This is a genomic window from Bacteroidota bacterium (assembly GCA_034439655.1).
In the GTDB taxonomy this organism is placed as follows: Bacteria; Bacteroidota; Bacteroidia; order UKL13-3; family UKL13-3; genus CANJUD01.
In genome coordinates this window covers 1-8,322 of the sequence record JAWXAU010000186.1, presented here as the reverse complement: position 1 = coordinate 8,322, position 8,322 = coordinate 1, and the positions used below count along the sequence as shown (strand labels likewise).

The 8,322-nt window shown below is 36.1% G+C and carries 6 protein-coding genes; all 6 read left to right on the top strand.

What is annotated here, in order from left to right; genetic code table 11:
- Positions 1 to 142 precede the first annotated feature (142 nt).
- The 6 genes from SGJ10_14050 (at position 143) to SGJ10_14025 (ending at position 8,163) form a co-directional block, all read left to right on the top strand.
- On the top strand, positions 143 to 712 hold the full coding sequence (locus tag SGJ10_14050; protein ID MDZ4759245.1) for a hypothetical protein: 570 nt from the start codon (positions 143 to 145) through the stop codon (positions 710 to 712).
- 72 nt (positions 713 to 784) lie between these two features.
- A complete protein-coding gene (locus SGJ10_14045; GenBank protein ID MDZ4759244.1) occupies positions 785 to 1,321 on the top strand; it encodes an ORF6N domain-containing protein in 537 nt (178 codons plus the stop codon).
- Positions 1,302 to 1,436 carry a hypothetical protein gene (locus SGJ10_14040; protein MDZ4759243.1) on the top strand — a complete coding sequence of 45 codons (135 nt, stop codon included), beginning with the start codon at positions 1,302 to 1,304 and terminating at the stop codon, positions 1,434 to 1,436. The genes SGJ10_14045 and SGJ10_14040 overlap by 20 nt, the downstream gene beginning before the upstream one ends.
- Positions 1,437 to 1,598: 162 nt before the next feature.
- Positions 1,599 to 4,298, top strand: a complete 2,700-nt coding sequence (gene alaS, locus SGJ10_14035; GenBank protein ID MDZ4759242.1) for an alanine--tRNA ligase — start codon at positions 1,599 to 1,601, stop codon at positions 4,296 to 4,298.
- Between the two features lie 34 nt (positions 4,299 to 4,332).
- Positions 4,333 to 6,906, top strand: coding sequence for a DUF5686 family protein (locus SGJ10_14030; protein ID MDZ4759241.1), 2,574 nt, complete (start codon positions 4,333 to 4,335; stop codon positions 6,904 to 6,906).
- 186 nt (positions 6,907 to 7,092) lie between these two features.
- Positions 7,093 to 8,163, top strand: coding sequence for a hypothetical protein (locus SGJ10_14025; protein MDZ4759240.1), 1,071 nt, complete (start codon positions 7,093 to 7,095; stop codon positions 8,161 to 8,163).
- Positions 8,164 to 8,322 lie beyond the last annotated feature (159 nt).

Below are 8,322 nucleotides of genomic sequence, written 5' to 3'. Positions count from 1 at the left end.
GAACACCTATAAATGCTCACTTCTGTAAATATCATTGCATTTCCACTTGAAGTGAAAGCCCTTGACACCATTGAGTTTTACCTACCTGAGTAGTTACAAAATTATTATCTGTAAAAAAATAACCTAATTTTGCTTTACGCTTATGAAAAAGAAAATTTATATTACACTTATTATCTTGCTTGTAATAGTATTTCTTACTTATTTTTTTAGTCCATTTAAAGGGAATGATATATATAAACACAAAGCAATTGTAAGCACTATGGAAATCAAGGCTCCCATTAGCAAAGTATTTACCTACCTCAGCAATAGCAGTAATGCAACTAAATGGTCGGTATATGTGCATCATATCACAACCTTGAATTCTCAGGAAGTTGTAGATGGGAAAATAGGTTGCCGTCGCCGCTGTTTCCAACAAGCCGATGAACAAGGTGTAGTATGGGACGAATTGATTACCGAAGTTATTCCAGAACAAAAACGTCAATTGGTATTGTACAATATGCACGGCTTCTCAATGCAAGCAGAAGGTTTAGCCACCGAACAATTATATACTAAAGTAACCGATTCAACTACCAGCGTGTCTCTTACGCTATTTTATAAAACTGGCGAAGCTTCTACGATCGAAACAATGAAGACTTATTTTGCAGCTTATTTTATCTATAATATTTTCAACCGCAACCTAGCCAATATTAAAACAAACTGCGAGCAACTTTAAAATACGCTCAGCAATTCAATTCTGTATTTTTTTTCCATTGAGAAGTTAAGAAAATTAAGGAGCCGATCCTTAATGAAGCTTAATCTCTCAATGTTTTTTTTTCTTCTCCCTGCTCATTTGCACTATTTGCATGCATTATCCATTATTCTCACATTCCTTTTCCTATTCTACATTTTTACACCGATTTTTGCGGCTCTTCAAATTATGACTAAGCCCGTTGTTAAATCAAATTATGAAACGCTCATCTTCCCCTTCCGAGGTCGCAAGTTGATGCTGGATGTTGATTTGGCCTTGCTTTACGATGTATTGACAAAAGCTTTAAAGCAACAAGTTAAAAGGAATATTAGTAGATTTCCTGAAGATTTTATTCCCGATAGCTATCGGGATGAACCGACAATGCTTGAAAGGCAAGAGCTTATTAATAATTCAGAAAGGTTGGCTTCTCTAAAATTCTCTAATATTAAACCAATGGTGTTTACAGAACAGGGAGTTTCTATGCTTTCATCAGTATTGAGTTCAGAAAAAGCAATACAGGTAAATATAGAAATTATGAGAGCGTTTGCAAATTATCGGTCCCTACTGAGTGAAAATGAAGAATATAAGAAGTGAAATAGAAAATCTTGATACCAAAGTAAATAAAGCATTTCAATATTTAATGGATAGATTAGATGATTTGCACCAACAAAAATTAGAACCTATAGGTTATAAGCTGAAAAAGAAATAGTTATGAAGAGGTGGTCGCAATTTGTGACCACCTCTTCATAACACAATGAAAATCAATAAAATAAATGAAGCTAGGTGGTAGCAATTTGCGATCACCTAGCTGTAAAAAGTTGATATTCAAAAAAATATAAAATTAAAAATACAAAATTAAAAATATCCCTCAGTGACTTCAAACGAAATACGTAATACCTTCCTCAAGTTCTTCGAGAGCAAAGGCCATACAATTTTTCCATCTGCACCTATCGTAGTAAAGAACGATCCTACGCTTATGTTCACCAATGCGGGCATGAACCAGTTTAAAGATTGGTTCCTCGGCAACGAAACACCCAAATACAAACGTGTAGTTGATACCCAAAAATGTTTGCGGGTGAGTGGTAAACATAATGATTTGGAAGAAGTGGGTGTTGATACTTATCACCATACCATGTTTGAGATGCTGGGCAATTGGAGCTTTGGCGATTATTTCAAAAAGGAAGCCATCGAATGGGCTTGGGAATTATTGACGGAAGTATATAAACTTGATAAGGATAGATTATATGTTACCGTATTTGAAGGTGACGAAAAAGAAGGTTTGGCGTTCGACCAAGAAGCTTATGATAACTGGTGTTTGTGGATTGACAAAGACAAAATAATTAACGGAAATAAAAAAGACAATTTTTGGGAAATGGGCGACACCGGGCCATGCGGACCTTGTAGCGAAATACATATAGATTTAAGACCCGATGCCGAACGCAAACAAACACTTGGAGCAAGTTTGGTAAACAATGACCATCCCCAAGTAATTGAGATTTGGAATAATGTATTTATGGAGTTCAACCGCAAAGCCGATGGCAGCTTGGAAAAACTTCCCGCACAACATGTGGACACAGGAATGGGCTTCGAGCGATTGGTGAGAGCGATTGAAAGCAAGAGTAGCAATTATGATACGGATGTGTTTATGCCGTATATACAATTCATGCAAAAAGAAACAGGTATTATATATGGCAGTGATGAGAAAACTGATATTGCAATGCGTGTTTTATCTGACCATATACGCACCATTGGTTTTGCTATATTAGATGGGCAACTTCCTAGCAATACAGGTGCTGGTTATGTAATACGCCGCATACTGAGAAGAGCCGTTCGTTACTATTATAGTTTCTTAAATGTGAAAGAACCTTTCATATATAAATTACTTCCTATAATGGGAGAATCTTTTAAAGATATATTCCCTGAAGTAAAACAGAAAAAAGACTTTTTGGAGAATGTGATAAGAGAGGAAGAAGCGGCATTTTTGAAAACGTTGAAATATGGTATTATAAGATTGGATCGAGCATTTTGGTCAGAATCAGGAGATGGCAAGGTTGATGCTGCTTGGATGCCCATGGATAGTTTGTCTGCAGTTACTGATGAGGTTAGATTGAGGAATGAGGGTAAAGTTCTTAATGGTGAATTTGCATTTGAACTATATGATACTTTTGGCTTCCCAATTGACTTAACGCAGTTAATAGCAAAAGATTATAATTGGTCAGTTGATTTGGAGGAATTTCAAAAAGCATTACAACAACAAAAAGAACGCTCACGCAAAGCCACACAACTTGAGACAGACGATTGGCAAATATTAATTGCAGAAGAGAATATACAATTTGTAGGATATGATGAACTGGAAAAAGATATACATATTACACGATATCGTAAAGTAAAAGCAAAAGGTAAAGAGCAATTTCAATTGGTATTTGATGTTACCCCTTTTTATGCAGAGAGTGGCGGACAGGTGGGCGATACAGGTATTATAGAAAGTATCAACGAAAAAATAAATATCATAGATACGCAAAAAGAAAATAACTTAATTATACATTTAGCAGATAGGTTACCCGAAAATCCGAGTACGGTTTTTACGGCCAAAATTAATAAAACAAAACGTTTACTAACTGAGAATAATCACTCAGCTACGCATTTGCTGCATGCAGCTTTACGTAAAGTATTGGGTACACATGTCGAGCAAAAAGGTTCACTCGTAAATGATGATTATTTACGTTTCGATTTTTCACATTTCAAAGCGATGAGTGATGCAGAAATTGCAGAAGTAGAACATATAGTCAATCAAAAAATAAGAGAAAATATACATTTAGATGAACGCAGAAATGTGCCCATTGAAGAAGCAAAAAAACTGGGAGCCATGGCATTGTTTGGCGAGAAATATGGTGATAGTGTTCGTGTAATAACTTTTGATGAAAGTTATAGTAGGGAATTATGTGGAGGTTGCCATGTGCAAGCAACAGGACAAATAGGATATTTTAAAATAGCGAGTGAAAGTGCGGTGGCTGCGGGAGTTCGTCGTATTGAGGCAATAACTGCAGATAAGGTGGAACAATTAATTAATGAATTTCAAACCACTTTTGATGGATTGAAAGAACTCTTAAAAGCAAAAGATATTATAAGGAGTGTGCAACAATTATTGGATGAAAGAAGTAGTTTGCAAAAAAAATTGGAGCAATTTGAAAATGAAAAGACTGCTGTTATAAAAGACACTTTAAGATCAAAATTCAAATCGCAGAATGGAATTAATATATTGGCAGAAATTATAGAAATTTCATCAGCAGAACAATTGAAGAATTTATCTTTTCAGTTGACCAAAGAAGTTGAGAATTCTTATATAGTTTTTGGTGCTATTATTAATGACAAACCATTACTCAGTGTTATCATAGGAGAGGAATTAGTGAAAAGCAAAAACATTCATGCGGGCAATATTGTTAAGGAAGCAGCCAAGGCCATACAAGGCGGCGGCGGCGGTCAACCTTTTTATGCCACAGCAGGTGGTACCCATGTAGCTGGATTAAAGGAAGCAGTCGAAAAAGCATTACAACTCTCAAATTTACTGTAACCTATCTTTGCAAAAGTCGTTTAGTATATTATTGATGAAACTATACAAATATTTTTTATTAGTTAGTATTATATATATATGTTCTTTTGCGGCAAGTGCACAAGTGATATATACTATTAGCGGCACGGTGCTCGACAGTACTTCCAAGCCTATACAAGGCGTTAATGTTACCGTGCAAGGTGCTGATATCAGTACCTTCACCAATTCACGCGGACAGTATACCATCAGATTAGAGCAAGGATATTATAAAATTTATTATGCAGCCAATGGATTCGAAGGTTTATATGCTGAAATTACCTTGAGTAAAAACGTAGTCCGTAATATGGTTTTGATTCCTTTAGTAGAGCAGTTGCAGGGCTATACAGTGAAGGGGAGTAAGCGAGACAGGGCAAACGAGGTGATGCACCAAGTTATTGACAATAAAGACCGTTGGCGTACACAGGTAAAATCAAGCATTTGTCAAATATATATTAGAGCAGTTGATGAAACTAAAATCAACAAAAAAAGTAAGCCACAGGACATACCAGACAGTTTGTTGAAGTACTTGGTTGATTCCAATTCTATAAAATCGGATACTGCATCGGCCAAAAAAAAGAAAAATAAAGAACCTGATTGGTCTAATATGAATTTTACTGAGCTTATCATAAATCGCAGTTTTCAAAGACCTAATCTTATAAAAGAAGTAAAAGAAGCACAAAATAAAATTGGCGATTTGGATGGCTTGTTTTATATGAGCAGTACCGAAGGCAATTTCGATTTCTATCAAGGCTCACTGTTTGTAAAAGGTTTGAGCGATAATACCTTTATTACCCCATTAAATGATTTCGCTTTTGTAAGTTATAAGTTTGATTTGAAAGGTGTATATACTGTGGGCGACACCAAAGTTTATATTATAAAGATTAGTCCGCGGTCGTTAGGCAATGCACTAATGAGCGGCGAAATCCATGTAAATGAAAGCTTGTGGAGCATCAGAAAATTAAGTCTTTCGCTCACGCCTACCAAATTAAAAGAGTATGATGAGTTTACCATTAACCAAGAATTTGGAATTGAGAAGGATACTTTTTATATCATAAAGAAACAAGAATTTATATATAAAATTAAAATAAAACGTGGTGCTGTAAACGGACGTACTGTTTGTTATTATCATAATTATAAATTGAATGTAGAATTCCCCAAAAAGTTTTTTGGCAACGAGCTAAGTTATACCAAAGACGATGCTTACAATAAAGATACTGCCTATTGGGACTCGGCTCGCAGCGAACCACTAACAGCAAAAGAAATTAGGCTGGTTCATACTTCGGATAGTTTAATAGAAGCACATAGTAAGAAAGAATATTTAGACAGTTTAGATTCTGTATTTAACAAAGTTACTTTTTTGAATATATTATGGTACGGACAAGGGCATATAAATCGCGTAAAGCAACAGTATTGGAATTTCCCATCTATAGTGGCATTATATAGTCCAGTGCAGGTTGCTGGCCAAAGGCTGAATACCTATGTTAGTTATTATAAGAAGTTTAAAAAGAAACAAAGCATCAGTCTTGCACCTTTTGTATCGTATGGTATTCGAAACCATGACTGGCAGGGAGACTTTAATTTTACTACATTGTATAACCCATACAAGCGTGGCACACTTGGCTTTTCTGTAGGCCGAAATTTTGATTTGATATACGGCAATGCTGCATGGGTAAGCCGTTTAAGGCGTAACAATTTCTATTTGAATGATTATATAAATATAGACCATGAGGTAGAATTGATTAATGGTTTATATTTGGATATGTATGCCGAATATTCTACCCGCAGAAGTGTGGCCGATTATAAATACGGAACGGTGAGCAATCAAATATATGGCGATAGTGCCAATTTACCTGTTCAATTCGATCCCTACAGTGCATTAACTGCACAAGTAAAGTTCACTTTTGTTCCTTTTCAAAAGTATATGCGTGAGCCTTATGAAAAAGTAATTCTAGGTTCGCGTTGGCCTACATTTTATGCTTTATGGCGTAAGGGAATTCCTGATTTATTTGGCAGCTCAGTGAAGTTCGATTATGTGGAGCTTTCCATGCGTCAGCGTATTAATTTTGGAGTGGTGGGCATAAGTGAATACAGATTAAGAGGTGGCCAATTTATCAATCAAGATATCGTAAAAACTATTGATTATAAATACCAACGTCGGGGTGATCCTTTGTTTTTTACCAATCCCATCGGTACGTTCCAAATGCTCGATACCACTATATTTACATTTAAATGGTTTACAGAATTCCATTATTTGCATAGGTTCAATGGTTTCTTTACGAATAAGATTCCCTATTTCAAAAAATTGAATATTAATGAGGTGGCGGGTGCTGGTTTTTTAAGTGCCCCCGAAGCCAAAGTATATTATACTGAAGTGATATTTGGTTTGGAACGTGTGTTTAAAATAGCTCGCTATCGTTATAGACTAGGGGTTTATTACGCATTGGGATTTACAAAAGACAGACAGACTGGAAATTGGCACAAACAAAATCTGAACCCGAGTATCCCTGCTTTGCAAAATAGCATTTTTGGTAAAGGGATTAAAATTTCTCTTGAGTTTTTCGACCGCCGCAGGAACCAGTTTAGTTTTTAGCTAAAAAACTTTAAACAAAACCGAATTGCTTTTACCCAATGGGATTGCCTTTGTTGGTGTTTTTAGCGGTTCTTGTATTTTAAAACCGTCCTCTACCCGATACAGGGTATGGGAAAATACCTTAAAGAGGGTAATTAATCTTATTGTTTTGTAATGCACCTTTGCAAAATCAAAATTAAAAACAATATGAAACTAAAAAACACAATGTTGAAACTTTTCCTGTTAGGTCTGGTTTCTGCAACAGGATTTCAATTCGCTTCTGCACAAAAAAAGGAAATCATTTGGCCAGCAAATGGCAGTTACCGAGTTGACACCGTCTATAACAAAAAAAATCCCTATCCATTGTTCATTGGCTTTGGAGTTTTGGCCGAAGTTGACCTTTTTGCAAGTTCGCCCGCTGGCTTTGGTGTTTATGTTCATGGTCGTTATACCCTCCTCAAACTAATACAGGTATCGGGTTCTATTATTACTGGAGCTCCGCTTGCCAACATGATAGGGGGCAATGTTGCTGCCAATTACGATTACCATATTTATCAGGCAAGGGTTACCATCCCATTTAAGAAAAGCCTAGAACCTGTAAATGTTTCCAAAAAACTATATTCATATACCTTTACTGAAAATGGCCGCAGCTATAATAGAACTTATTCAGCTAATTTCCCTGTTATGGCAAGTAGCTATCAGGGTCTTACTGGCTCTATAAGTCAAATCCACCGATACTATGGTCAACAGAAAGATTCTGGCTCTAATTCGTTTACAGTAAACAATATTTCTACCAATGATAGAGCTTTTGTTCCAGCTTTAGTTGGATACTCTACTGTGATGTTCAGTGCAGGTTTCCATTACTCACAAGGCTTGAAATTTAAAGGAAAAGTATTCGCAACTATTGAAGGAAGGCACAAAAAGAAAACTGTAAGGTCAAAATCAGTAATTGATATGGCTTTTGAAGTTTTGATGGGGGCTACGGTGGTAGATGATAAAATTTCTGCTGTTAAAGTAGGCAATAAATGGAGTTATGAGAATGTTGACGTCTCTAAATACACACGTAACTCGGATGCAAAAACCAAGAAATTTGGCTTCCGTTTCGAGATAAATATGAAAAGAGGTTTGATGGGTATGCGTTTCGAAATGGGTGTGAAACCTGGTATTAGACATGACTATAAAAACAACGATGGCAAAGTAGATAACGAGTGGTTGGTGAAACCACTAAGCAATGCATATGTGGCTTGGGGCATAGGCTTCGGTATAGGAGCATTGTAGTATATACGGTTAAAATATTAAGAAGCCTGTCTCATTTTTGGGATGGGCTTTTTTATTGGATTATACCGACACTCAATATATAATAGTCCAAAAGAAAGGGACTAATCCCCCCGCATCCCGATAATTATCGGGATTAAGCGGGGCTTTCGGGATGTAGTT

What these genes read in the sequence shown, in the direction of transcription:
- SGJ10_14050 (MDZ4759245.1), top strand. Translation starts at nt 143, where the DNA reads ATGAAAAAGAAAATTTATATTACACTTATTATCTTGCTTGTAATAGTA.
- SGJ10_14045 (MDZ4759244.1), top strand. Translation starts at nt 785, where the DNA reads ATGAAGCTTAATCTCTCAATGTTTTTTTTTCTTCTCCCTGCTCATTTG.
- SGJ10_14040 (MDZ4759243.1), top strand. Translation starts at nt 1,302, where the DNA reads ATGAAGAATATAAGAAGTGAAATAGAAAATCTTGATACCAAAGTAAAT.
- SGJ10_14030 (MDZ4759241.1), top strand. Translation starts at nt 4,333, where the DNA reads ATGAAACTATACAAATATTTTTTATTAGTTAGTATTATATATATATGT.
- SGJ10_14025 (MDZ4759240.1), top strand. Translation starts at nt 7,093, where the DNA reads ATGAAACTAAAAAACACAATGTTGAAACTTTTCCTGTTAGGTCTGGTT.